Here is a 22,659-nt window from a genome sequence, read left to right on the forward strand (position 1 = left end):
ATGCGCATCGCCGTGAGTGGGTCCATCGCCACCGACCATCTGATGACCTTCCCCGGAAGGTTCACCGACCAGCTCCTCCCCGACCAGCTGGACAAGGTCTCGCTGTCCTTCCTCGTCGGCCAACTGAACGTCCGGCGGGGCGGGGTGGCCGCCAACATCTGCTACGGACTCGGTTGCCTGGGGCTTTCGCCCGTGCTGGTCGGCGCCGTCGGCGACGACTTCGCGGAGTACCGGGTCTGGCTCAAGGAGCACGGCGTCGACACCGATGTCGTCCATGTCTTCGAGACCCGCCAGACGGCGAACCAGATCGCCGCCTTCCATCCGGCTGCGATGTCCGAGGCCCGGGACATCGGCATCCAACGGGCCGTCGAGCACGCCGGTGGCCTTGATCTGGTCCTCATCTCCCCCAACGACCCCGCCACGATGCTCCGACACACGGCCCAGTGCCGGACTTCCGGCATCGCGTTCGCGGCCGATCCCTCGCAGCAGCTCGCCAACCTCGACGGCGAGCAGGTCGCGTCTCTGGTGGACGGTGCGCGCTGGCTGTTCACCAACGAGTACGAGGCCTCGCTGCTCCTCGAACGCACCGGACGGCGGCGTGAGGACGTACTGCGGCAGGTCGGCACCTGGATCACCACGCTGGGGGCGGGCGGCGTGCGGATCGACCGCGACGGGGCTCCTACGTGTACGGTCCCGGCTGTGCCGGCCACGGACACGACCGATCCGACCGGTGTCGGCGACGCCTTCCGCGCCGGCTTCCTCGCGGCTGTCGGCCAGGGCCTGTCGGCCGACGATGCCGCCCGCCTGGGCTGTGCCCTGGCCACCACGGCCCTGGGCGCCACGGGCCCGCAGGAGTACGAGGTCAGTCCCGTACGGCTGCTCGCGGACATCACGGCCGCCTACGGCCCGGCCGCGGCGCGGCCCTTCGCGCTGTGGCTGGGTAACCCGGGAGAAACGTCATGAGCGCCCGCGTCGATGCCCTGCGCGGCGCGCTTGCCACCCGGGTGGTGGTCGCCGACGGCGCGATGGGCACCATGTTGCAGGCGCAGGACCCCACCCTGGAGGACTTCCAGGACCTCGAAGGGTGCAACGAGGTCCTGAACGTGACCCGGCCCGACATCGTGCGCTCGGTCCACGAGGCGTACTTCGCGGTCGGTGTGGACTGCGTGGAGACCAACACCTTCGGTGCCAATCACACCGCGATGAGCGAGTACGACATCCCCGAGCGGGTCTTCGAGCTGTCGGAGTCCGGTGCGCGCATCGCCCGCGAGGTCGCCGACGAGTTCACCGCATCCAGTGGACAGCAGCGCTGGGTGCTCGGCTCCATCGGGCCGGGTACGAAGCTGCCGACCCTGGGCCACATCGGCTACAGGACGTTGCGCGACGGTTTCCAGGCCAACGCCGAGGGCCTGATCGCGGGCGGCGCCGACGCCCTGATCGTCGAGACGACCCAGGACCTGCTCCAGACCAAGTCCGCCGTCCTCGGTGCCCGCCGCGCCATGGCGGCGGCCGGGGCCGACCTGCCGCTGGTGGTCTCGCTCGCCTTCGAGACGACCGGCACCATGCTGCTGGGCTCCGAGATCGGCGCCGCGCTGACCGCGCTCGAACCGCTCGGCGTCGACATGATCGGCCTGAACTGCTCGACCGGCCCCGCCGAGATGAGCGAGCACCTGCGCTACCTCACCCGCCACTCCCGCATCCCGCTGCTGTGCATGCCGAACGCGGGCCTGCCCGTCCTGACCAAGGACGGCGCCCACTTCCCGCTCGGTCCCGAAGGTCTGGCCGACGCACAGGAGAACTTCGTCCGCGACTACGGGCTCTGCCTGGTGGGCGGCTGCTGCGGCACGACCCCCGAGCACCTGCGCCAGGTGGTCGAGCGGGTACGCGGCCTGAGCCCCGCCGCCCGCGACCCGCGCCCCGAGCCCGGCGCCGCCTCGCTCTACCAGACGGTGCCCTTCCGCCAGGACACCGCGTACATGGCGATCGGCGAGCGGACCAACGCCAACGGCTCGAAGAAGTTCCGCGAGGCGATGCTGGAGGGGCGCTGGGACGACTGTGTGGAGATGGCGCGCGACCAGATCCGCGAGGGCGCCCACATGCTCGACCTGTGCGTCGACTACGTGGGCCGCGACGGCGTGGCCGACATGAACGAACTGGCCGGCCGCTTCGCCACCGCCTCCACCCTGCCCATCGTCCTGGACTCCACCGAACTCCCGGTCCTCAAGGCCGGGCTGGAGAAGCTGGGCGGGCGCGCGGTCATCAACTCCGTCAACTACGAGGACGGCGACGGACCGGAGTCGCGGTTCGCGAAGGTCACCGCGCTCGCCGCCGAGCACGGCGCCGCGCTGATCGCCCTGACCATCGACGAGGAGGGCCAGGCCCGTACCGTCGAGCACAAGGTCGCCATCGCCGAACGCCTCATCGCCGACCTGACCGGCTCCTGGGGCATCCGCGAGTCGGACATCCTCATCGACACCCTCACCTTCACCATCTGCACCGGCCAGGAGGAGTCGCGCGGCGACGGCATCGCCACGATCGGGGCGATCCGCGAACTCAAGCGCCGCCACCCCGACGTGGGGACCACGCTCGGCCTGTCCAACATCTCCTTCGGCCTGAACCCGGCCGCCCGGGTCGTGCTGAACTCCGTCTTCCTCGACGAGTGCGTGAAGGCGGGCCTGGACTCCGCGATCGTGCACGCCTCCAAGATCCTGCCCATCGCGCGCCTGGAGGAGGAGCAGGTCAAGGTCGCCCTCGATCTGATCTACGACCGGCGCTCTGAGGGATACGACCCCTTGCAGAGGCTCATGGAGCTCTTCGAGGGCGTCAACATGAAGTCGATGAAGGCGGGCAAGGCGGAGGAACTGGCCGCGCTCCCGCTGGACGAGCGTTTGCAGCGCCGCATCATCGACGGCGAGAAGAACGGTCTTGAGGCCGACCTCGACGAGGCCCTGCAGTCCGCGCCCGCCCTGGACATCGTGAACAACACCCTGCTCGCGGGCATGAAGGTGGTCGGTGAGCTGTTCGGCTCCGGTCAGATGCAGCTGCCGTTCGTCCTGCAGTCCGCCGAGGTCATGAAGTCGGCCGTGGCCCATCTTGAGCCGCACATGGAGAAGTCCGACGCGGAGGGCAAGGGCACGATCGTCCTCGCCACCGTGCGCGGAGACGTCCACGACATCGGCAAGAACCTCGTGGACATCATCCTGTCCAACAACGGCTACAACGTGATCAACCTCGGCATCAAGCAGCCGGTCTCGACGATCCTGGAGGCCGCACAGGAGCACAAGGCCGACGTGATCGGGATGTCCGGCCTCCTGGTCAAGTCCACAGTGATCATGAAGGAGAACCTGGAGGAGCTGAACCAGCGCAAGCTGGCCGCCGACTACCCGGTGATCCTCGGCGGCGCCGCGCTGACCCGCGCCTACGTCGAACAGGACCTGCACGAGATCTACGAGGGCGAGGTCCGCTACGCCCGCGACGCCTTCGAGGGCCTGCGGCTCATGGACGCCCTGATCGGCGTGAAGCGCGGCGTGCCCGGCGCCGTGCTGCCCGAGCTGAAGCAGCGCCGCGTCCCGAGGCGCCCCGCGACCAGCGGGGAGCCGGCCGGGCAGGACGCGCCCGAGGGCTCGGTGCGCTCCGAGGTGTCCACCGACAACCCGGTGCCCACCCCGCCGTTCTGGGGCACCCGCGTCATCAAGGGCATCGGCCTCAAGGAGTACGCGTCCTGGCTGGACGAGGGCGCGCTCTTCAAGGGCCAGTGGGGCCTCAAGGGCGACACCGTCGAGAGCGAGGGCCGGCCGCGGCTGCGAAGGTGGCTGGACCGGCTGCGTACGGACAACCTGCTCGAAGCGGCCGTCGTGCACGGCTACTTCCCGTGCGTGTCCAAGGGAGACGACCTGATCCTGCTCAACGAGGACGGTTCCGAGCGCACCCGCTTCACCTTCCCGCGCCAGCGTCGCGGGCGCCGGCTGTGCCTGGCGGACTTCTTCCGCCCCGAGGAGTCCGGCGAGATTGATGTGGTCGGGCTCCAGGTCGTCACGGTCGGCTCGAAGATCGGCGAGGCCACGGCCGAGCTGTTCGAGTCCAACTCCTACCGCGACTACCTGGAGCTGCACGGCCTGTCCGTCCAGCTGGCCGAGGCGCTGGCCGAGTACTGGCACGCGCGGGTCCGCTCCGAGCTCGGCATCGCGGCGGCCGATCCCGGATCGTTGCAGGCCATGTTGCGTACCGAGTACCAGGGCTGCCGCTACTCGCTGGGCTACCCGGCCTGCCCCGACCTGGAGGACCGGGCGAAGATCGCCGGCCTCCTCCGGCCGGAGCGCATCGGCGTGCACCTCTCCGAGGAGTTCCAGCTCCACCCCGAGCAGTCCACCGACGCCCTCGTCATCCACCACCCCGAAGCCAGCTACTTCAACGCGGGAGGCGGCCGGTCATGACCCCCTTGCGTGACATCCTCGCCGACGGCAGGCGCTCCTTCTCCTTCGAGTTCTTCCCCCCGAAGAGCGAGGCGGGCATCCGTGCCCTGTGGAACGCGATCCGCCGGATCGAGGCGCTGTCGCCCACCTTCGTGTCGGTGACCTACGGCGCGGGCGGCTCGTCCCGCGGCCGCACCGTCGAGATGACCCAGCGGATCGCAGCGCACACCACCCTGCGCCCCGTCGCCCACCTCACCGCCATCGGCCACTCGGTCGGCGAGCTGCGGCACATCATCGGGCAGTACGCGAACGCGGGAGTACGTGATGTGCTCGCACTGCGCGGCGACCCGCCGGGCGATCCGGGCGGCCGGTGGACGGCACACCCCCAAGGCCTCACGTACGCCCATGAACTGGTCACCCTGATACGCGAGATGGGCGACCTCAGTGTCGGGGTCGCGGCCTTCCCCGAGCGCCATCCCCGCTCCGCCGACTGGGACAGCGACATACGGCACTTCGTCGCCAAGTGCCGGGCGGGCGCCGACTACGCGATCACCCAGATGTTCTTCGACGTGGAGGACTACCTGCGGCTGCGCGACCGCGTCAGCGCCGCCGGCTGCGCGACACCCCTCATCGCCGAGATCATGCCCGCCACCGATGTCCGCCAGATCCGCCGCTTCGCCGAACTCAGTGGAGCGGCCTTTCCGGAGGACCTGGCCCACCGGCTCGAAGCCGCTCGCGACGACCCCGCCGAGGGGCATCGCATCGGCGTCGAACACGCCACTGTCATGGCCGAGCGGCTGCTCGCCGAGGGCGTGCCCGGCCTGCACTACATCACGCTCAACCGCTCCACCGCGACCCTGGAGATCCACCAGAATCTCGGGCTCGCCACCGCGGTGGCACCGCTTTCACGCTGATCCCATCGACCGCGCGGCACCGGGCACGGCCACGTCTCACCCGGCCGGGTGCGGCCTGCGGTCCGCACTGTGAGGAGGAGTTCCGATGGCGCAAGCACCGGTCCTGGCGGGGGGCTCCGCATGAGGGTCTTCGTTACCGGGGGCGCCGGTTTCATCGGGTCCCACTACGTCCGGACGCTGCTCGACGGCGGTTTTCCGGGCAGCGCGGGCACCGAAGTGACCGTGTTGGACAAGCTCACCTACGCGGGCAATCGCGCGAACCTCCCGATGGACGCGCCCCGGCTGACCTTCGTCCAGGGTGACGTCTGCGACCGCGCACTGCTCTTCGATCTGCTGCCGGGACACGACGCGGTGGTCCACTTCGCCGCGGAGTCCCACGTCGACCGGTCCCTGACCGACGCCTCCACGTTCGTCCGTACGAACGTGTGCGGCACGCAGACCCTCCTGGACGCCTGTGTGGCCTCCCAAGTCCAGCGGGTGGTGCACGTCTCCACCGACGAGGTGTACGGCTCCATCCCCGTGGGCTCGTGGACCGAGGAACATCCCCTGCTCCCCAACTCGCCCTACGCCGCGTCCAAGGCGTCCGCCGACCTCATCGCCAGGTCGTACTGGCGCAGCCACGGCCTTCCCGTGTCCATCACGCGCTGTTCCAACAACTACGGCCCGCGTCAGCACCCCGAGAAACTGATTCCCCTGTTCGTCACCAATCTGCTGCACGGCAGGCCGGTCCCGCTCTACGGGGACGGCAGGAACGTCAGGGAGTGGTTGCACGTCGACGACCACTGCCGAGCCGTCCACAGCGTCCTGACCCGGGGCCGGGCCGGCCACATCTACAACATCGGGCGCGGCAATGAGCGCACCAACCGCCAGTTGACCGATCTCCTGGTGAAGCTGTGCGACGCCGACCCCCAGCTGGTCCGCTCGGTTGCCGACCGCAACGGCCACGACCTGCGGTACGCGCTGGACGACACCAAGATCTGCCGCGAGCTGGGTTACACACCCGCCGTCCCCTTCGAACAGGGACTGGCCAACGTCGTCAACTGGTACCGGGACAACCCGACGTGGTGGGCCCCCTCCTCGCCCGCCCAGCTGCCCGCCCTCGCCGGGCGACTCTAGCCACGGCGTACGGGAGGGGGTGGGCACCGCCGGAGACGGCGGGGCGGCCCAGCGGCGGGCACCCGCCCCGGCGTCGCACCGCGGCCCCAGGGGCGCGGTGCGCGCCGTGTCCCGCTCCTCTTCGCGCGCTCGACCGTGGCCCGAGGCACCCCGGCTGTACTGGCGTCCCCAGCCGGACCAGGAAGGGAACCGCCATGTCCGACCAGCCCTTTGTCCAACAGACCGTCGTGGTCACCGGAGGCGGCACCGGCATAGGCCGGGCCACCGCCTTGGCCTTCGCCGCACTCGGTGCCGCCGCGGTGATAGTGACCGGGCGCCGCAAGGAACGACTGGCCGAGGTTGCCGAGCTCAGTCCGGTGATCGTGCCCGTGACCGCCGACGTGACCACCCAGTCGGGCGCGGAGGCCGTCGCCGAGACGGTGCGTGAGCGTACCGGGTCGCTGGACGTCCTGGTGCACAACGCGGGTGTCTTCCGTTTCAGCCCGCTGGCAGCGCTCGACGCCGCCGACGCCAGGGATGTCCTGGAGACCAACGTCCTTGGCCCCCTCCTGCTGACCACGCACCTGCTGCCGCTGCTGCGTTCGCCCGGCGGCAGCATCGTCTTGGTGTCCAGTCGGGGCGGCCACAATCCGGGGCCCGACAGCTCGGTCTACTCTGCGAGCAAGGCAGCCGTGCACAGTTTCACCAGGAGCTGGGCGGCCGAACTCGCTCCGCGGGGTGTGCGGGTCAATGCCGTCGCCCCCGGTTTCGTACGCACCGAGGCGTACGCGGCCAACGGGCTGAGCGACGAGCAGGTCGAGGGGCTGTTCGCCGGCGTGGTACAGGGCATCCCGCTGGGCCGTGTGTCGGATCCCGAGGACATCGCCCCTTGGATTACGCGGCTCGCCGGGCCCGCGAGCGCCCTGGTCACCGGCCAGATCATCACCGTCGACGGGGGCATGGACATCGCGGGCCGCTAGGGGGTGTCTGGTGGATCAGGGTCGGTCAGGGCGCGGCGTCTGGTGCGGTGCGTCGCAAGGCGCCGGAGCGTCTCGATGGCGGAGCTGTCGGGGCGATTCGGCAACGCCGCGAGGTGCCGTGCCGGACGCCGCGCCCGGCCCTGGTCCACCAGACACCCCCTAGCACCGCGCAGGCACGGTCCTCCACGGTCAGGGAGTTCTCGCTCCGGTGATCGGCGTGGATGACCGTGCCTGTCGTCATGACGTGGTGCCGTTCTCGCGGCCGGCCCCGGACCGGTGGCAGCCCTCCGCCCCGCCCGCTGCGTGCCAACGCCCTCAGGTCGCGTTGGAGGCGTTCTGGCCCAGTGCGACGGCGATCGTCTCGCCGGTGATGAAACGGGCCTCGTCGGAGCAGAGGAAGGCCATCGTGTTGGAGATGTCCTCGCACTCGGCCCATGCCTCGGGGATGGTGTTGAACGCGCGGAAGGCCTGGACGACTTCCTCCCGGCTGGGGTTGTCCAGATGCGGCAGGAACAGCTTGTAGGCGCTCGGGTTGTTGATCATCGGCGTGTCGACGGCGCCCGTGCACACCACGTTGGCGGTGACACCGTACTGGCCGACCTCCGTGGCCACCGACTTGACCAGTCCGATGAGCCCCCATTTCGTCGCGGCGTAGTGGCCGACGTTCGCCATGCCCATCTTGCCGGCCATGGACGAGGTGGCGACGATGCGGCCGCGGCGGCGTTCGATCATGCCGGGAAGCACCGCCCGGATGGAGTGGAACGCCCCGGTCAGGTTGACGTCGACCATGTCCTGCCAGGTCTGGTCGGGCATCTCGGCGATCGTCGAGAACGAGAACACCCCGGCATTGGCGAGCAGGAAGTCGACGCCTCCCAGTTCCTCCTCCACCTGCTGGACGAAGGTGCCGAGCCGCGGGGCGTCACGCACATCGACCCTGCCGGAGACACACTTGCGCCCGAGGTTCTCCACCAACTTCACGGTCTCGTCCAGGTCGTCGGTCCCCGGCATCGAGTACGGCACGGAACCCACCTGCGCGGCGACGTCGAGGACGGCCACGTCGGCTCCTTCGCGGGCGAACCGCACTGCGTGGGAACGCCCCTGTCCCCGGGCCGCACCTGTGACGAGCACAACCTTGCCGTCGAACTTGCCCATCGCTTTCCTCCGCGTCGTGAGTTGGTCGGCGTCCCGCCCACCATCGGTCCGGGGGGTCGGCTCCGGCTTGAGCGTCGCTCGGTCGGTCCCGGCCGGGTGCGTGCCCGCTCCGGGGCGGGGCCGGGCGAGTACGCCAACGCCCCGCTGCCGGCGGCCCGAACCGTCCCGTGAGGCCCCCTGGGCACCTGTTCCGTCGAGTCGTGCTCCAGTGGCTCGTGCTCCAGCCCCTCCCGAGCCCCTCCCGAGCGGACTGGGCATGAATGGAGGCCGTTGTCGTTGCGCAGGTGTGAAGGAGCGTCATGACCGGCGTGGTTTTGGAAATCCCGAAGACGGCCCGCGAAGTGCGGCTGACCCAGCACCTGGAGGGTGAACTCACCCCCGCTCACTTCGACGTCGTGGACGTCGAAGTGAGCGAACCGGCGCCCGGCGAGGTGCTGGTCCGTACGGACTACCTGCCGCTCGCCGCCGCGTACCAAGACCTCATGAGGACCGGCTGCCGCCTGCCCGTACCGCCGTTCCAGGTGGGGCAGCGGCTCGGCGGGGGGGCTCTCGGCACCGTCGTGCGGTCCGCGAGCGACGACCTGGCCGTCGGCGACGTGGTCCAGTCCTTCACAGGATGGGGCGAGTACTCCTCCGGCCCGGCGCACACCTACTTCAAGATCTACCCGGAGCTGTTCCCGAGCCCGGTGTACTTCCTGAGCCAGGGCCCCACCGCGTACTACGGCATGGCCACGCTCGCCCAGGCGCGCGAGGGCGACGTGGTGTTCGTGTCCGGCGCGGCGGGCGGGGTCGGTTCCCTCGCGGGCCAGGTCGCGAAGTGCCGCGGTGCCGCGAAGGTGATCGGCAGTGCCGGCAGCAAAGCCAAGGTGGACTATCTGGTGGACGAGCTCGGTTTCGACGCCGCGTTCGACTATCACGACGGGCCCGTGGCCGACCAGTTGAGAAAACTGGCTCCCCAGGGCATCGACGTCTTCTTCGACAACGTGGGAGGCGAGCAGTTCGAGGCAGCGCTGGAGGTGGCGGCCCCGCACGCCCGGTTCGCGCTGTGCGGCGCTCTGTCGGCGCAGAACGGGCAGCAGGGCAATCCGCGGTTCGACCTCATGACGGCCATCACCAAGCACCTGGAGCTGCGGCCGTTCGCCTGCTATCACACCCCGGAGCAGATCCAGGCATGGGTCGAGCACTTCGCCCAGTGGGTCGCCGAGGGCCGGTTCGTCTTCCCGCACACCCTCGTCGAGGGCGGGATCGAGGCGGCGCCCGAGGGTCTGATCGCGCTCCTGAAGGGCGCGTACCGGGGCAATGTGGCGGTGCGGATCTCAGCCGGCTGACCGGTGGGCGGTGATGTCGACCGGCGCGCGGTAGGCGCACCGGTCGTCCGCGTCGTACACCGTGGAAATGCCGGTGCTGGTGAAGGCAGAGCCCTGCCGGACGGCGTGCTGGTCGATGTCCACCCAGCCCAGATAGCCGCCCTGGGGGTCGAAGAGCGGCTCCGCGATCCGGTACGAGAAGGAGTCCGGGCCGGTGGGGATCCAGGTGCCGGCACCCACCCCGCCGGACAGGAGCAGCGCCTGGCCGTCGGCTGTGAAGCGGAAGGTACTGAGGGAGGTCTTGCTGGGGCGCGCGACCTCGGCGCTCCAGGTGCCCACGACGTCGGAGGATGTCAGCATGGCGGGCAGTATCGGGTGCCCGGCTCGAATCCCTCTCGAACGGGCCGGGTCCGGGACGCAAGGTGTTGTCAGCGCAGGTCCCGGAAGAACGCCCGGAGTTCACCGGCCAGGACCTCGGGGCATTCCAGCGCCGGGAAGTGGCCGCCGTGCTCGTGGTCCGTCCAGCGGCGCAGATCGCTGAAGCGCTCTTCGATCCAGGGCCGCGGCATACGGCCGTCCTTGGGGAAGTTGGAGATGGCCGTGGGGACGGCGACCGGCGCGAGGGCCAGCTTGTTCTGGCTCTCCCAGTAGATGCGGGCGGACGAGGCGGCGGTCGCCGCGAACCAGCCCACCGACACCGCGTCGAGCAGCCGCTCCCGGGAGATCGCCTTCTCCAGGTCACCGTCGTGATCGCTCCAGGCCCAGTACTTCTCTGCCATCCACGCGAGTTGTCCGGCCGGCGAGTCCGTGAGCGCGTATCCGATGGTCTGCGGGCGGGTGGCCTGGAGGACCGAGTAGCCGCCCTCCTGCCGCTGGAACTCCTTCATCGCGGCCAGCCCCCGCAGATCGCGCTCGGAGAGCTCCGCCTGCTCCTGCGCGGGCCGTGCGAACGGCATGGTCAGGTGGATGCCGGCCAGCGAACCGGTGTCGTTCTCGCCCATGATCGCCGTGATGAACGAGCCCCAGTCCACCCCGTGGGCCGCGTAGCGCCGGTAGCCGAGCCGGGCCATCAGGTCGGCCCAGGCGGCCGCCGTGCGTTCGGCGGTCCAGCCCTCGCCGGACGGCTTGTCGCTGAAGCCGAAGCCCGGCAGCGAGGGGCAGACGACATGGAAGGCGTCGGCCGGATCGGGGGGGTCGGTCAGCAGTCCCACGATGTCCTGGAACTCCGCGACCGAACCGGGCCAGCCGTGACTGACCAGCAGGGGCAGCGCGCCGGGGTGCGGGGAGCGGGCGTGCAGGAAGTGGATGTTGAGCCCGTCGATCTCCGTACGGAACTGCGAAACCGCATTCAGCCGGGCCTCGGCGGCGCGCCAGTCGTAGTCGTGCTCCCAGTGGGCGCAGAGCTCTCGTGTCAAGGACAGCGGCATGCCCTGGGAGTGGCCGGGTGCGGTCTCCGCGTCCGGCCAACGGGTCCTGGACAGGCGGTCCTTGAGATCGGTGAGATCCGCCTCGGGTATGTCGATACGAAAGGGCGTGATGGCCGCACTCATCGAGGAGTCCCTTCAGCGCTGCTTCGGGCATCGGTCGCCCGAGGCTAGGGACAGCGCCTCAACCACGGCTTGAGGGCGGGTCGACGCGGCGGATCCGCTCCCTGCCCCGCTGGTCCCAGCGCTCCCCGCCGGGGGTGCGGGCGGCGGGCCGAGCATGCGGGTGTCCGCCCGTACCGCCGCGCGGGCGACCGTGCCCGCCGGGGCTCCTGGGCGTCCCCCAGCGGAAATTGAGCGGGCCCCGACTTTCGCGGCACATGCTCCGGCGGCATGACGCTTCCCTGGCCTACCGAGGAGGATCCTGATGAAGGCGCTCGCCCTGGCGGGAGGGCTGGGCAGTCGGCTGCGTCCGTTCAGCCACTCCATGCCGAAGCAGCTGATTCCGATCGCCAACACACCGGTACTCGTCCATGTCCTGGAGAATCTGCGGGACATGGGGGTCACCCAGGTCGGTCTGGTGGTCGGCGACCGCGGCCGGGAGATCGCGGCGGTCCTCGGCGACAACGCGGTGCCGGGGGTTGAGATCACCTACATCCAGCAGGACGAGCCACGGGGTCTGGCGCACTGCATAGCGATCGCACGGGACTTCCTCGGCGACGACGACTTCGTCATGTACCTGGGCGACAACATGCTCGTCGACGGCATCGGTGACCTCGCCGAGGAGTTCCGGGAGAAGCGTCCGGCCGCTCAGATCGTCGTCCACAAGGTCCCCGATCCAAGGGCGTTCGGGGTCGCGGAGCTCGACGAGGACGGGCGGGTGCTCCGTCTCGTCGAGAAGCCCCAGCATCCCCGCAGCGACCTCGCGGTGATCGGGGTGTACTTCTTCACCTCGGCCGTCCACGCCGCCGTGGCCGCCATCCGACCGAGCGCCCGCGGCGAGCTGGAGGTCACCGACGCCCTGCAGTGGCTGGTGGACCAGGGGTTTGAGGTGGTGGCGCGGACCTACGCGGGCTACTGGAAGGACACCGGCGAGGTCGAGGACATCCTCGACTGCAACCGCGAACTCCTCGACCGCGTGGAGGGATCCGTGCGGGGTGAAGTCGACGACGCGAGCGAGCTGTCCGGCCCGGTCGTGGTGGAGGAGGGCGCGCGTGTCGTCCGCTCGCGCATCGTCGGTCCCGCGGTCGTCGGGGCCGGATCGCTCGTGGAGGACAGTTGCGTGGGCCCGCACACCGCAGTGGGCCCAGACTGTGTCCTCATCTCGGCGGGAGTGCATTACTCGATCATGCTGGCGGGTGCCACGGTCCAGCGGGTCGGCGGTCTGCACGGCTCGGTCATCGGGCGGGACGCCACGGTCGCCTCGGCTGTGATCGCCGAGTGCGGACGCCTCGTCGTCGGTGATCACTGCGTGGTGGAGGTCACCACCTAGAGCGTCCCGGAATCCGCCTCGCACCGCGCCGGCGCGCGGTGCCGTACCGCCGTGTCGCACACTGGGCAAAGATCAGCGGCGCCAAGAACCGCCGAGGAGAGGATTACGGTCCGTGGTGACGGCAGACGCAGAGGTGTGGAACCGGCGGGCCCTCAACCGGGCGCTCCTGGCCCGGCAGTTGCTGACCGAGCGGGCGCCTGTGCCGGCCGCCGAGGGTGTGGCCCGCCTCGTCGGCCTGCAGGCCCAGGCTCCCAATCCGCCGTACATCGGGCTGTGGACCCGGCTGTCCGGCTTTCGCATCGAGGATCTCGCCCGGGCGGTCGGGGACCGTGCGGTGGTCCGTCTTGCGATGATGCGCGGCACGATCCACCTGGTCACGGCGGAGGACTGCCTGGCACTGCGGCCAGTGCTCCAGCCCTCCCTGGAGCGCGCCCTGAACAGCACCTTCGGCCGCCTGCTGACCGGTCTCGACCTGCCCGAAGTGGCCGCCATCGGACGACAGCTGGTCGAGGCGCGGCCGGCCACCCTGGGCATGCTCGGCAAGCTTTTGGCCGAGCGCCTGCCGGATCGGGACGCCTTCGCGCTGGCCAACGTCGTACGCACTCTGGTGCCGCTGGTGCAGATCCCGCCGCGGGGGCTGTGGGGCGAGAGCGGGCAGGCCGTGCACACCACGGCCGAGTCCTGGCTGGGCCGGACACCTGGCCGGGACGTTTCTCCCGACACGATGGTGCGGCGCTACCTGGCGGCCTTCGGCCCTGCGTCGGTCAAGGACATCCAGACCTGGTCCGGTATGACCCGCCTCGCCGAGCCGGTACGCCGGCTCCGGCCCGGTCTGCGCACCTTCCGCGACGAGAACGGGGTCGAGCTGTTCGACCTGCCCGACGCGCCTCGTCCCGGCCCGGACCTCGACGTGCCCGTGCGGTATCTGCCCGAGTTCGACAACATCCTGCTGTCGCACGCCGATCGCAGCCGCGTCATCAGCGCCGAGCACCGTAAGCTCGTCTTCACCCGGAACGGGCTGATCAAGTCCACCTTCCTGGTCGACGGTTTCGTGCGGGGGGTGTGGCGCCTCGAGCAGCACCGGAGCGCCGCGACGCTGGTCCTTGAGGCGTTCGACGGTCCGTTGGCGAAGTCGGAGCGTACGGCGCTGGCCGAGGAAGGGGCCCGGCTGCTGAGGTTCGCCGCGGCTGACGCCGACGTTCACGACATCCGTTTCCACTGAGCGCGCCCGGCCGCTCGCGTGCGCTGCGCCGCTCCCGCAGGGGCGTCCGGCCGCTCGCCCTCCGGGACCCGGCGCCTCGAACGTCGGGCCGTGTCGCTCAGTCGTGGTCCGCGGGGACGTTTGGGCGGGACGTGCGGCCCGGGCAGGAGGCGCGGGGCGCCGGCAGCTCGCCGTCCACCAGGTAGCGGTGCACCACGGCGTCGACGTACGGGTTGTCGCCGAGGACGTAGACCTCGTGCTCACCGGAGTCCTGGACGGTGAGCAGATGGTGGCCCAGCCGCTCGGCCATCGCCACACCGCCCGCGTAGTGGTCCATCGGGTCACCGTCGGCCTGGACCACCAGGCCCACCGGATAGCCCTCGCGGATGGGCGCCACCGGGGCCTGGGGAGCCTCGAACGTTCGGAAGGCGCCGACCCAGGGCTGCGCCCTGAGGACTCCGTAGCCGTACGGGAAGCGCTTGCGGAAGTCGCGCATGTCCTGGTAGTAGACCTCCAGGTCACAGGGCCACGCGTGCTCCAGGGTGGTGGCCTCCAGGACACCGACGCGCAGCTCGCCCTCGCTGTCCAAGGGGCGCCAGGTGCCCTGCCGCGCCAGCAGCGCCCGGCAGGTCTCGGCGTCATGCGGGGAACTCTGCAGGCGTGCGACGAGGAGGGCGAGTTCCGCCCACTGCCCGCGGTCGGCGGCACGGTTGCCCACGGCTCCGTCGAACAGGGTGCGCAGCTGCGGATCGTTGTGTCCCAGCACCTCCAGCCCTTGGGCCACCTCCTCGACGGTGCCGAGCACCTGGGCCGGGAAGAGCCCGAGCCCGAACGTGCCGTTGCGGTCGGCGGTCCAGCGGGCCCACCGCTCGACGTTGCGCTGCACCGCCTCGCCCTGCCACAGGAACTGTTCCCGCCAGGTCCAGTCGGGGTGGACACACGAGTCGAGGACGCTGCGGTCCAGGCGGGCGGGGAACAGCGTGCCGTACACCGCGCCGACGTATGCGCCGTAGGCGTATCCCACGAAGTTCAACCGCTCCTCTGCGAGCACACCGCGGATCACGTCCATGTCACGGGCCGTGTTGGGCGTGCTGATGTGGCGCCGCAGCTCGCCGCCCGCGCGGGCGCAGGCCTCCTCGCGCAGCCGCATGTCCTGGGCGAGGATCTCGAAGGCCGAGTCCGGGGGGCGTGAGTCGAACGGCGCCCTGGGGACGGTCACTTCGGCCAGGAGGTTGGTCGACTCTCCGGTGCCCCGGGGGTCGAAGCCGATGAGGTCGTACACCTCCTGCAGTGGGGTGGCGGCGAATTTGTCGGGCAGCGCCCGGCCCAGTCCCCAGTCCCCGCCAGGGCCTCCGTTCACTCCCAGGAGAATGCCGCGCCGCCGCCCTGGCACGGTGGCCCGGCGGCGGCTGAGAGCGAGGGTGATGCGTTCGCCGTCCGGCTCGCTGTAGTCGCGCGGCACCTCGATCGTCGTGTGCTGGAGTTGTTCGTCGTCGGGCGTGGGCGACCAGCGCGGTCGCTGTGCGTAGAAGTCGAATACCACCGCGAACCTCCCTTTCATCAGGAGGCCAGCGTCTCCTCGGCGCCTTGAGAGGCCCTTGAACGGCCCCTGACCAGGCCGTGCCGACGGCGCCGCGAAACCAGCAGCGCGGCCGGCAGCGCCGCGGCGGTGAGCAGGGCGGCCCCGGTGAGCGCGAGGCCGTAGCCCGCGGCGAGCGCATGGGGGGATGCCGCGCCGCTCGTCGGCTCGACCACGGCGTCGATACGGGCCGAGGAGAGCGCTGTGAGGGCCACCAGGCCGGTGGCGCAACCCAGTTGACGGGTGGCGTTGAGGAGCCCGGAACCGAGACCCGCCTGGTGGGCGGGGAGCCCGGCTGTGGCGGCGTTCGTGGTGGCGTTGAGCACCGCACCCATGCCGGAGCCGAGCAGGAGGACGGGCCCGAGCACATCCGCGGCGTAGGTGGCGTTCTCGTCCAGGCGCGACAGCCACAGCAGGCCGACGCAGGACACGCAGAGCCCGGCCAGCAGGACGGGGCGCGGGCCGCAGCGCGGCACCAAGGAGGAGACGCCCCAGCCGGCCAGGGCGATACCGGCCGACAACGGCAGGTAGGCCAGTCCGGTACGCAGTGGGCTGTAGCCGAGGACCTGCTGAAGGAGCAGGGTGAAGAAGTAGAACGTGCTGAAGAGCGCGGCGATAGCGAAGAAGGCGACCGTGTTGGCGGCGGCGACCGGGCGGTTGCGGAAGATGACGAGCGGCACCAGCGGATCGCGGGCGAATCTCGTCTGGATCAGCACGAACAGCGCGAGCAGCACCGCCCCGCCGATCAGCGGGACCAGCACCGCGGCCGAGCCCCAGCCGTAGGTGTGCGATGCGGCGGCTGCGTACACCGCGCCCATCAGGCCGAGGGTCACCGTGACCGCTCCCGGGATGTCGAGGCGGTGCTTCTCCCTCCGCGGGCCGCGCCCCTGCGGCACCACCCAGCACACGGTCGCGAACAGGGCGATGCCGATCGGCACGTTGACCAGCAGGATCCAGCGCCAGGACAGCCATTGGGTGATCATTCCGCCGGCCAGCACACCGATCGCCCCGGCGGCACCCGACACCGCGCTCCACCAGCCGAACGCCCGTCCCCGGGCTGCGGGTTGGGTGAAGGTGGCGGCGAGGACGGTGAGGGTGGCCGGCGCCATCACCGCGGCGCCCAGGCCCTGGAAGGCGCGGGCCAGGATCAGGGTCGCCGGGCCGTCCGCGGCACCGCCGACGGCACTGGCGAGGGTGAACAGGGCGACGCCGCAGAGAAAGATCCTGCGCCGCCCGTGGAGGTCCGCGAGCCTGCCGCCGAGCAGCAGGAAGCCGCAGACGACGACCGTGTAGGCGTTGTTCACCAGGTACAGGTCGTGCCGGTCGAAGCGCAGGTCCTCGGCGATGGCGGGCAGCGCCACATTGACCACCGACGCGTCCAGGACGTTCATGAACTGTCCCAGGCAGCAAGCGGCCAGCACGAGGCCGAGCCGGCTGCCGGCGGCACCGGGCGGGGCGGGGGTCCGCGAGGTCTGAGGAGTCATGACAGGCACGCTGCGCCGCGCCGATCGACTGGTGATGGCGGCCGGGTCGAGCCGGGGCAGCGCCATCCAGAGGTGCTCCGCCGTGCCGCGAGTACGAAAGGAGCGGGGCCGTCGAGAGGTGCTCCACCGCGCCCCGAGTACCGGTGGCAAGAGTCCGGGTGCGTCTTCGCGGGCGGCCGAACATTTGACGGAGGAAGCCATGGCCAAGATCACGTACAAGCATCCGAACGGCACGGTCACCGTCGTCGACGTCACGGCGCCCAACACGGTCATGCGGGGCGCGAAGCTCAATGACGTCGACGGCATCGAGGCACAGTGCGGCGGTTCCGCCCAGTGCGGCACCTGCCATGTCTACATCGACGAGGCCAACACGCTGCCGCTTCCCGAGATGGATTCCGTCGAGGACGACGTGCTGTACGGCACGGCCTGCCCACGGCAGGACAGCAGCCGGCTGAGCTGCCAGTTGCCGGTCTCCGATGCGCTCGACGGCCTGCTGGTCCATCTGCCCGAGGCCCAGAGCTGATGGCCACGGCGGGAGTTGTCGTCATCGGCGCCGGCCAGGGCGGCCTGGAGACCGTGGCCGCGCTGCGCGGCAGGGGGTACGCGGGCCGCGTCACCCTCGTCGGTGAGGAGTCCGTACGTCCCTACCAGCGGCCGCCGTTGTCCAAGGGCTATCTCCGCGGTGACGTCACGGCAGAGGACCTGGCTCTGCGCGGCGGGTCGTTCTTCGCGGACCGGGACGTCACGTTCGTGTCCGGCGACCGCGCCCGGCGCGTCGACCTCACCCGGCGGGCCGTGCACCTGGGCTCGGGTGCCACGCTGCGCTACGACAAGCTGGTGCTGGCCACCGGTGCCCGGCCGCGCACACTTCCACTGGCCGATGTCGGTCTTTGGGGCGTCCTGTCGCTGCGCACGCTCGCGGACGCCGAGGAGCTCCGGCAGCGCCTGGACGGCCCGGCGCGGCGCGTCGCGGTGATCGGCGCCGGGTTCATCGGGCTTGAACTCGCCGCCACCGCACGCATGTTGGGCCACGGCGTCACCGTGGTGGAGAGCGAGCCACGGGTGCTGTCCAGGGCGCTCACCGCACAGATGTCGGCGTGGCTCGCCGGCCGGCACCGTGATCGCGGGGTGCGTCTGCTGCTGGGCCGGGAGGTGAGGGGGCTGCGAGCCGACGCGTGCGGCCGGGTCGAGGCCCTGGAGCTGGACGGCGGCGAGCGGGTGCCCGCCGATCTCGTGGTCATCGGTGTCGGCGTGCTGCCCAACTCCGAACTCGCCGCCGAGGCGGGGCTCGTCGTCGGCGACGGCATCATCGTCGATCAGCGGCTGCGGACCAGCGACCCGGCCGTGTACGCGATCGGCGACTGCGCCCGCTTCCCCAGCCCGCACCTGGGCCGCTCTGTCCGGCTGGAGTCGGTGCAGAACGCATCGGACCAGGCTCGGTGCGTGGCTGCCGGGATCTGCGGCGAGCCGGTACCGTACACGGCCGTCCCGGCGTTCTGGTCGCAGCAGTACGACCTGCGACTGCACATCGTGGGGCTGACCGCAGGCCATGACGAGGCGGTCACGGTCGGCGATCTTGACGAGGGCCGGTTCTCCGTCTTCTGTTTCCGCCGGGGCCGGCTGGTCTCGGTGGAGACGGTCAACAGGCCCGCCGACCATGGCATCGTGCGTCGGCTGCTCGGCGCCGGCACCGACCTGACCCCGGACGATGTCCGGCTGCCCGGTTTCGACCTCAAGAACCACGCCCGCACGGCCGTGCCGGGGCGTGTGGACAGGCCGGCCGTGCCCGCCTGAGGCGCCGGCCCCCATCGCGTGCCCGGGCCGGGGGCGTGCCTGCCTGCGGCGCGGCGCGGTGAGGCGGCCCCGCCGTCTTGCGCCCGCGGCCCGGCCAGGTCGCGGGCGCAGCCGTGTGCCCGCACCCGGGTGCTCCGCGGGTCATCGTCGCGTCGTTCGCCGAACGTGCCCCGTGCGGGCGCGAGCCGGTGCCTGCCGAACGAGAGAGCCGGCCCAGGCGCCCACGACAAGGGCCGGGACCGGCTCACCGATGCCCGCGGGTGCGCGTGCGGATCACGGGCCCCAGGCGACCGGGAGGCTGGTCAGCGTGTGGTTGATCTCGCCTGCGTGCCAGGGCAGTTCGGACTCCGGCACGGCCAGCCGCAGATCGGGGAACCGGCGCACCAGGCCCTCGACGGCGATCACCAGCTCCATCCGCCCCAGATGCTTGCCGAGACAGTGGTGGAGGCCGTGTCCGAAGGAGATGTGCGGGTTGCGCTCGCGCGCGAGGTCGAGCCGGTCGGGGTCGGCGAAGACGGTCTCGTCCCGGTTGGCCGAGGCGAGGGCGAGGAGCACGGCGTCGCCCTTGCGTATCGTCACGCCGCCGACCTCGATGTCCTGGGCGGCGATGCGCGGGAAGCCGGAGGTGTCGGTGGCGAACAGGTTGACGTGCCGCAGCAGTTCCTCGACGGCTGTGGGGATCCTGGAGGTGTCCTCGGCCAGCCACTGCCACTGGTCGCGGCCCTCGGTCAACAGCGCGAGGACGGAGTTGGCAAGTTGGTTGGCCGTGGTGTCGAAACCGGCGCCGATGAGGGTGAACCCGAAGGTGACCAGCTCCTGCTCGCTCAGCCGGTCATCGTTGTCCCGCGCCGCGATCAGCTCGGACAGCATGTCGTCGGCGGGGTCGGCACGCTTGTGGGCGATCAGTCCGACGATGTACTCGCTGAGCTTCGCGAGGGCATTGAGGGATTCCTCGCCGCCCGCCCGGTCGTCCACCGTGGCGAACGCGCGGGCCCACCGCTCGAAGGCCCGCAGATCCTTCGGCGGCACGCCCAGCAGCTCTCCGATGACGGTCAGCGGCAGCGGCACCGCCAGCTCCTGCACCAGGTCCGCCCTTGCGTCGCCGACCCGCAGGGCGTCGAGCAAGTCGTCACAGACTTTCTGCACGTTGGCGCGCATGCGCTCGACCCGCCGCATCGTGAAGGCGCCCGCGACGAGCTTGCGGAGGCGGGAGTGTTCGGGGGCGTCCAGCGAGATGATCATTTCCGGAGTGGTGTGCATCGTGCCGCCGACCCTCAATGCCCCCTCGCCACAGGCCTGCGCCCGGCTCAGTCGCGGATCGGCCGACAGTTCCCGTACGTCCTCGTAGCGGGTGACCAGCCAGGCGTCCACGCCACCCGACGTGGGCACCTTCACGACCGGCCGTCCCCTGCGCAGCCCCGCATAGCGCGGGGACGGCCCGCGGTAGGTGGAGCCCGGCAGGGGGTACACATCGGTTTCCTGATGAAGGACAGACACGGTGACTCCTCCGCATTGGCCGCCGAATTCCGGCTCACCGTACGGGCATCCGTTGGAGAGCAAGTCGCCTCGTGGTGGAGCTCGTTGAGGCCCCCGCGCCCACGCGCGCAGGGCGCACCGAGCCGAGACCCGCGGCGCCCTGCCCTGTCCGCGGGCTTGTTTGCGCCCCGGTCTCACTGCTCGGGCGGCCCCAACAGCACCGTGGAGTAGTTCTTGCGGGCCGCCGTGTCGTACTGCAGGGCGACGTGGCTGGTCGCCGACGTGACGTCCCGCCACAGCCGCTGCAAGGCGTGGCCCTCGCCGAGGCCGCTGGTGCCGGCCGCGTGGATCAGCAGGTCCAGCGCCTCTTGGAGGAGTTCGGCCGCGAAGGTGGCGTTGCGCTCGTTGCGCGCCATGAGGGCGGAGGTGAACTGCCGCTGGTCCAGCACCTGGGCGTTCTGCAGGACGAGGTGACGGGCCGCGTCGATCCGGCCGGAGGCCCGCACCAGCTTCGTCTCGGCCGTGACCGTACGTTTGCGCCCGGTCACGGTGCTCGCGCATGCCTGCAGCGCTCCCGCGGCGGCCCCGGCCACCGGCGCGATGAAGGTGAGGCCGCCGACCGCCTGGAACGGCACCTGGTGGCAGGCCAGTGAGGAGGTGGCGTTGCGACCGGTCAGCATGTCAGCGCGGGCGAAGGACAGATGCCGCGGCACGAAGGCGTCGTCGACCACCACGGTGTGACTGCCGGTCGCGCGCATGCCCACGCTGTCCCAGGTCTCCTCGATGGCGTACGTACCCCGGGCCAGGGCGAAGAACCGCAGCTCGGGAGGACCGTCGCCGCCCGGGCCGGGCACCGCGGCGCACACCAGCGCCCAGGACGCGAACTCGATCCCGCTGACGTAACTCCAGCGGCCGCTCAGCCGCCAGCCGCCGTCGGCCGGCACCGCGCGCCCGGCCGGCATCAGAGCGGTGGCGATGATCGTGTCCGGGCTGCCGCCCCACAGTGCGTGATGTCCTTCCTTGGGCAGGTGCGCCGCGAACCGCGCCGAGTAGGCGGACAGCGATGCGCACCAGGCGGCGGCCGCACAGCCCTCGCCCACCGCCGTCACCGCTCGGGTGAGTTCGTCGAAGGAGCCCTCGGTGCCGCCCCATTCGGCGGCGACGAAGTGCCGGGCGAAGCCGGCCTCACCCAGCGCGCCGGCCACTTCGGGAGAGAGCCTGCGTCGCTGGTCCGCCTCCAGGGCGTGCCCGGCCGCGAGGATACGTATCTTCTCCGCGGCGGGAAGCAGCCCGGTGCCGTTGTCGGGAGTGGTCCCCATCCTCGTGACCTCCTGTGGTGACACGGTGCGCCGACGCATCGTGATGTCCTGGCTGGATCCTGCTACGCCTCGCTCGAGGTCGCCTGTACCGGCGCTTGGTCTCGGCAGGCCGGTGGCGCGGGCACGGCAGAGGGCCGGCCGCGCCTTTGGACGCTGTTGGTCTATCGGGGCCCTGGTTGCTTCGCCCCGTCGTTATGCGGCGGGGCGAAGTCCTGCCGGGGGGCTGGTGCGGGTGCGGGCATGAGGTTTGCAGGTGAGGCAGGGCTCGATGCGGATGAGGTTGATCGCGGCGCCGGTGAGCTGGTGCTGGAGGCTGGTCTTGGCCAGGCCACGGTAGCGGGATCCGCGCAGGCCGCAGGCTTGCACTGCCTGGGAGATGGTCCCTTCGGCCCCGGCGCGGATCTTGTGACGGTCCTTCCGCTCGTCGGTCGCCTGGAGCTTGCGGGCGAGATGGAGGGCCTCGTACTCCTCACGGGGCTTGATGCCGATCTCCCGTCGCTGGGCTTTCGGGGAGTCGAGGCGGTTCCGCAGCCGGGGGGGCAGGTGCTGCAGCCCGCCGGAGAGAACCGGACCCGGATGGCCAACAGCCCGTCCTGCGAACGGCGCTGGTGCCACTGCGTGCTGGTGACGCCGTGGGGGCAGGTCACGTGCTGGTTGTCCCAGTCGATGCTGAAGGCGTCCTGCCCGAAGGCGGCCTCACCACGGGCATGCGGCACGGTCACCGACTTCAGCGGCCCGTGCAGCGCGACCTGGTGATCACGGCGGGCGGCGGCCAGAGCGGTGGCGTTGGCATAGGCGGTGCCCGCCCCGTGCTCGCCGGGCGGCAGGCCCCGCCTCGCGAGGGCGGTGTGGAGGACGGCGGCCATCCGTCGTCGGGGACGGTGGCGGCAGTGGTGGTCACGTTCGTGACCAGATGCACCGTCTGCGGCTCACACGTCTGGGTGAGAGGGACCTTGAAACCGTCCCAAAAAGCGTCGCGCTTCACGCTGCCCCTGGCCTCGGTGCCATACGGAGTGACCAGGCGCTTCGC

The 22,659-nt window shown here is 70.9% G+C and carries 18 protein-coding genes; 10 read left to right on the top strand and 8 right to left on the bottom strand.

Annotation, left to right across the window (positions count from 1 at the left end; genetic code table 11):
- The 5 genes from ABR738_RS02060 (at position 1) to ABR738_RS02080 (ending at position 7,401) form a co-directional block, all read left to right on the top strand.
- Positions 1–963, top strand: a complete 963-nt coding sequence (locus ABR738_RS02060; RefSeq protein WP_350228214.1) for a carbohydrate kinase family protein — start codon at positions 1–3, stop codon at positions 961–963.
- Positions 960–4,433 carry a methionine synthase gene (gene metH / locus ABR738_RS02065; protein ID WP_350228215.1) on the top strand — a complete coding sequence of 1,158 codons (3,474 nt, stop codon included), beginning with the start codon at positions 960–962 and terminating at the stop codon, positions 4,431–4,433. Before ABR738_RS02060 ends, metH begins: the two co-directional genes overlap by 4 nt.
- On the top strand, positions 4,430–5,326 hold the full coding sequence (gene metF / locus ABR738_RS02070) for a methylenetetrahydrofolate reductase [NAD(P)H] (protein WP_350228216.1): 897 nt from the start codon (positions 4,430–4,432) through the stop codon (positions 5,324–5,326). The genes metH and metF overlap by 4 nt, the downstream gene beginning before the upstream one ends.
- Positions 5,327–5,446: 120 nt before the next feature.
- A complete protein-coding gene (gene rfbB, locus ABR738_RS02075; protein WP_350228217.1) occupies positions 5,447–6,442 on the top strand; it encodes a dTDP-glucose 4,6-dehydratase in 996 nt (331 codons plus the stop codon).
- A gap of 194 nt (positions 6,443–6,636) precedes the next feature.
- Positions 6,637–7,401: an SDR family NAD(P)-dependent oxidoreductase gene (locus ABR738_RS02080; protein WP_350228218.1), complete on the top strand. Its 765-nt coding sequence runs from the start codon at positions 6,637–6,639 to the stop codon at positions 7,399–7,401.
- A gap of 315 nt (positions 7,402–7,716) precedes the next feature.
- Here ABR738_RS02080 and ABR738_RS02085 read toward each other — a convergent pair whose 3' ends face one another.
- Entirely contained in the window at positions 7,717–8,811 is a 1,095-nt protein-coding gene (locus ABR738_RS02085) for a mycofactocin-coupled SDR family oxidoreductase (RefSeq protein ID WP_350228219.1), read from the bottom strand.
- Positions 8,812–8,852: 41 nt separating this feature from the next.
- Between ABR738_RS02085 and ABR738_RS02090 the strand changes: the two genes are divergently transcribed.
- Positions 8,853–9,881 (top strand): zinc-binding dehydrogenase, encoded by a 1,029-nt coding sequence (locus tag ABR738_RS02090; protein ID WP_350228220.1) that lies wholly within the window; start codon positions 8,853–8,855, stop codon positions 9,879–9,881.
- On the opposite strand, the gene ABR738_RS02095 is transcribed toward ABR738_RS02090, so the two are convergent.
- Together ABR738_RS02095 and ABR738_RS02100 are read right to left on the bottom strand one after the other, a co-directional pair.
- Positions 9,870–10,220 carry a hypothetical protein gene (locus ABR738_RS02095; protein ID WP_350228221.1) on the bottom strand — a complete coding sequence of 117 codons (351 nt, stop codon included), beginning with the start codon at positions 10,218–10,220 and terminating at the stop codon, positions 9,870–9,872. The two genes, ABR738_RS02090 and ABR738_RS02095, sit on opposite strands and share 12 nt — an antisense overlap.
- Positions 10,221–10,288: 68 nt before the next feature.
- Positions 10,289–11,410, bottom strand: a complete 1,122-nt coding sequence (locus ABR738_RS02100; RefSeq protein WP_350228222.1) for an epoxide hydrolase family protein — start codon at positions 11,408–11,410, stop codon at positions 10,289–10,291.
- Positions 11,411–11,711: 301 nt separating this feature from the next.
- Between ABR738_RS02100 and ABR738_RS02105 the strand changes: the two genes are divergently transcribed.
- Positions 11,712–12,776, top strand: coding sequence for a glucose-1-phosphate thymidylyltransferase (locus ABR738_RS02105; protein ID WP_350228223.1), 1,065 nt, complete (start codon positions 11,712–11,714; stop codon positions 12,774–12,776).
- Between the two features lie 115 nt (positions 12,777–12,891).
- Positions 12,892–13,998: a winged helix DNA-binding domain-containing protein gene (locus ABR738_RS02110; RefSeq protein WP_350228224.1), complete on the top strand. Its 1,107-nt coding sequence runs from the start codon at positions 12,892–12,894 to the stop codon at positions 13,996–13,998.
- Between the two features lie 97 nt (positions 13,999–14,095).
- Here the strand turns inward: ABR738_RS02110 and ABR738_RS02115 are convergent, their stop codons facing one another.
- Together ABR738_RS02115 and ABR738_RS02120 are read right to left on the bottom strand one after the other, a co-directional pair.
- Positions 14,096–15,538, bottom strand: coding sequence for an alpha/beta fold hydrolase (locus ABR738_RS02115; RefSeq protein ID WP_350228225.1), 1,443 nt, complete (start codon positions 15,536–15,538; stop codon positions 14,096–14,098).
- Entirely contained in the window at positions 15,538–17,040 is a 1,503-nt protein-coding gene (locus tag ABR738_RS02120) for an MFS transporter (RefSeq protein WP_350228226.1), read from the bottom strand. Before ABR738_RS02120 ends, ABR738_RS02115 begins: the two co-directional genes overlap by 1 nt.
- Positions 17,041–17,239: 199 nt before the next feature.
- On the opposite strand from ABR738_RS02120, the gene ABR738_RS02125 reads away from it, so the two are divergent.
- Positions 17,240–17,563 carry a 2Fe-2S iron-sulfur cluster-binding protein gene (locus ABR738_RS02125; protein ID WP_350228227.1) on the top strand — a complete coding sequence of 108 codons (324 nt, stop codon included), beginning with the start codon at positions 17,240–17,242 and terminating at the stop codon, positions 17,561–17,563.
- Positions 17,563–18,834 (top strand): NAD(P)/FAD-dependent oxidoreductase, encoded by a 1,272-nt coding sequence (locus ABR738_RS02130; RefSeq protein ID WP_350228228.1) that lies wholly within the window; start codon positions 17,563–17,565, stop codon positions 18,832–18,834. The genes ABR738_RS02125 and ABR738_RS02130 overlap by 1 nt, the downstream gene beginning before the upstream one ends.
- 273 nt (positions 18,835–19,107) lie before the next feature.
- Here the strand turns inward: ABR738_RS02130 and ABR738_RS02135 are convergent, their stop codons facing one another.
- From ABR738_RS02135 to ABR738_RS02145, 3 genes are all read right to left on the bottom strand, one after another.
- Positions 19,108–20,331, bottom strand: a complete 1,224-nt coding sequence (locus ABR738_RS02135) for a cytochrome P450 (protein WP_350228229.1) — start codon at positions 20,329–20,331, stop codon at positions 19,108–19,110.
- A gap of 173 nt (positions 20,332–20,504) precedes the next feature.
- Complete coding sequence (locus ABR738_RS02140) at positions 20,505–21,629, bottom strand: acyl-CoA dehydrogenase family protein (protein WP_350228230.1); 1,125 nt, start codon at positions 21,627–21,629, stop codon at positions 20,505–20,507.
- Between the two features lie 192 nt (positions 21,630–21,821).
- A complete protein-coding gene (locus ABR738_RS02145; protein ID WP_350228231.1) occupies positions 21,822–22,244 on the bottom strand; it encodes a transposase in 423 nt (140 codons plus the stop codon).
- Positions 22,245–22,659 lie beyond the last annotated feature (415 nt).

Source organism: Streptomyces sp. Edi4 (genome assembly GCF_040253615.1).
Lineage (GTDB): Bacteria > Actinomycetota > Actinomycetes > Streptomycetales > Streptomycetaceae > Streptomyces.

Excerpts from the sequence above, each read along its gene's own strand:
- ABR738_RS02105 (WP_350228223.1), top strand. The coding sequence starts at position 11,712 with ATGAAGGCGCTCGCCCTGGCGGGAGGGCTGGGCAGTCGGCTGCGTCCG.
- ABR738_RS02125 (WP_350228227.1), top strand. The coding sequence starts at position 17,240 with ATGGCCAAGATCACGTACAAGCATCCGAACGGCACGGTCACCGTCGTC.
- metF (WP_350228216.1), top strand. The coding sequence starts at position 4,430 with ATGACCCCCTTGCGTGACATCCTCGCCGACGGCAGGCGCTCCTTCTCC.
- ABR738_RS02085 (WP_350228219.1), bottom strand. The coding sequence starts at position 8,811 with ATGCCCAGTCCGCTCGGGAGGGGCTCGGGAGGGGCTGGAGCACGAGCC.
- ABR738_RS02100 (WP_350228222.1), bottom strand. The coding sequence starts at position 11,410 with ATGAGTGCGGCCATCACGCCCTTTCGTATCGACATACCCGAGGCGGAT.
- ABR738_RS02090 (WP_350228220.1), top strand. The coding sequence starts at position 8,853 with ATGACCGGCGTGGTTTTGGAAATCCCGAAGACGGCCCGCGAAGTGCGG.
- ABR738_RS02080 (WP_350228218.1), top strand. The coding sequence starts at position 6,637 with ATGTCCGACCAGCCCTTTGTCCAACAGACCGTCGTGGTCACCGGAGGC.
- rfbB (WP_350228217.1), top strand. The coding sequence starts at position 5,447 with ATGAGGGTCTTCGTTACCGGGGGCGCCGGTTTCATCGGGTCCCACTAC.
- ABR738_RS02120 (WP_350228226.1), bottom strand. The coding sequence starts at position 17,040 with ATGACTCCTCAGACCTCGCGGACCCCCGCCCCGCCCGGTGCCGCCGGC.
- ABR738_RS02140 (WP_350228230.1), bottom strand. The coding sequence starts at position 21,629 with ATGGGGACCACTCCCGACAACGGCACCGGGCTGCTTCCCGCCGCGGAG.
- ABR738_RS02095 (WP_350228221.1), bottom strand. The coding sequence starts at position 10,220 with ATGCTGACATCCTCCGACGTCGTGGGCACCTGGAGCGCCGAGGTCGCG.
- ABR738_RS02060 (WP_350228214.1), top strand. The coding sequence starts at position 1 with ATGCGCATCGCCGTGAGTGGGTCCATCGCCACCGACCATCTGATGACC.
- metH (WP_350228215.1), top strand. The coding sequence starts at position 960 with ATGAGCGCCCGCGTCGATGCCCTGCGCGGCGCGCTTGCCACCCGGGTG.
- ABR738_RS02115 (WP_350228225.1), bottom strand. The coding sequence starts at position 15,538 with ATGAAAGGGAGGTTCGCGGTGGTATTCGACTTCTACGCACAGCGACCG.
- ABR738_RS02130 (WP_350228228.1), top strand. The coding sequence starts at position 17,563 with ATGGCCACGGCGGGAGTTGTCGTCATCGGCGCCGGCCAGGGCGGCCTG.